We start from the raw sequence: 1,224 nt of genomic DNA on the forward strand, positions 1-1,224 counted from the left end.
CGTGAATCCGCCAGGGGCGGGCGGTGTGGGCGGAGTTCGGAAGCCGCATCGCGGACCTCCTCCTCTCTGTGTTGGCCAACATAGATTACGATTGCTAGCACAGGAGGAGGTGGCGTGACAACACGACGAGAGCAGACCAGTCAGGAGAGCCGCGAGCTGATCCTGAACGCGGCCGCGGAGCTGTTCGCGGCCAAGGGCTACCGGCAGACGACGTTCGCCGACGTGGCCGAGCTGTCCGGCATCAGCAGGGGGTCGATCCCGTGGCACTTCGGCAGCAAGGAGGGCCTGCTGCTGGCCGTGCTCGAACGCTCGGTGAACACGATCAGAGCCGGCCTCCACAACGAACCAGTCAAGCCGGGAGAGCCGGGAGAACCTGGGCGGGCAGGACGGGACGGGGAGGCAGAACAGTCAGGACAGTCAGGACAGGCGGGGTTCGACGGCATGGTGGCGGGCATCGCCGCGCTGTTCACGCTGCCCACCACCAAGCTGTTCGTGACACTCCTGGTCGAGGCGCTGGAACCGGGCTCGCCCATCCAGGGCCGATACGTGGAGATCCACGAAACCCTGCGCGAGCACTGCCGCCGGGCACTGGAGCTGTTGCCGCTGCCGCCGGAACTGCCCGCCGAGCCGCTGGCCGCGGCGATCGTCGGGGCCGGGATCGGCGTCCACCAGCAGTGGCTGCTCGCACCCGACCGGGTCGACCCCGTCCAGTCGCTGGAAGCCATGCGCGCGTTGCTGGCCGCAGCCATACGCCCCGCCCCTTTCGTGACCCCCTACGCCGGCACCTGACGTGAGGACCGCCGGATCCGCCCAATGCGCAACCACGGCGCGAGTTGTGCCACGCCGAACGTCACCTCGATCGCCAGGAACGGCCACAACACCCCGCTGAGCCCGTCCGCCAGCCCGTACGCCTGCCAGGCGGCGAACAGCGCGCGCGCCACGCCGTCGAGCAGCCCATGCAACGGCAACGGGCGCACGACGCGCAGCAGCCCCCAGACGACTACGACGGAGCCCATGAGGTTGGCGTACAGAACCTGCATCGGCTCCAACGGCGGCAAAGCGCCCAGCCCGAGCGCCGCCCCGGCGGCCGACAGCACGTCGTGCGCGAACGCGTACGTCCACGGGGTCGCGAACGCGGCCGTGACGATGAGGTCGTACCAGCCGCTGGCGCGCACGACGCGCATGTAGCCGGGACGGGTGGGAGGGGAGAAACGGATCACGATG

The 1,224-nt window shown here is 69.6% G+C and carries 2 protein-coding genes; one reads left to right on the plus strand and one right to left on the minus strand.

Translation table 11 applies throughout. The features are described 5' to 3' along the window. Positions 1-114: 114 nt before the first annotated feature. Entirely contained in the window at positions 115-789 is a 675-nt protein-coding gene (locus tag HII36_RS55260; protein WP_173531400.1) for a TetR family transcriptional regulator, read from the plus strand. Here HII36_RS55260 and HII36_RS55265 read toward each other — a convergent pair. Beyond that, a partial coding sequence (locus HII36_RS55265) for a hypothetical protein (protein ID WP_217371164.1) occupies positions 774-1,224 on the minus strand: 451 nt, incomplete at its 5' end. The two genes, HII36_RS55260 and HII36_RS55265, sit on opposite strands and share 16 nt — an antisense overlap.

Origin of the sequence: Nonomuraea antri, assembly GCF_013283785.1 — a bacterium.
In the GTDB taxonomy this organism is placed as follows: Bacteria; Actinomycetota; Actinomycetes; order Streptosporangiales; family Streptosporangiaceae; genus Nonomuraea; species Nonomuraea antri.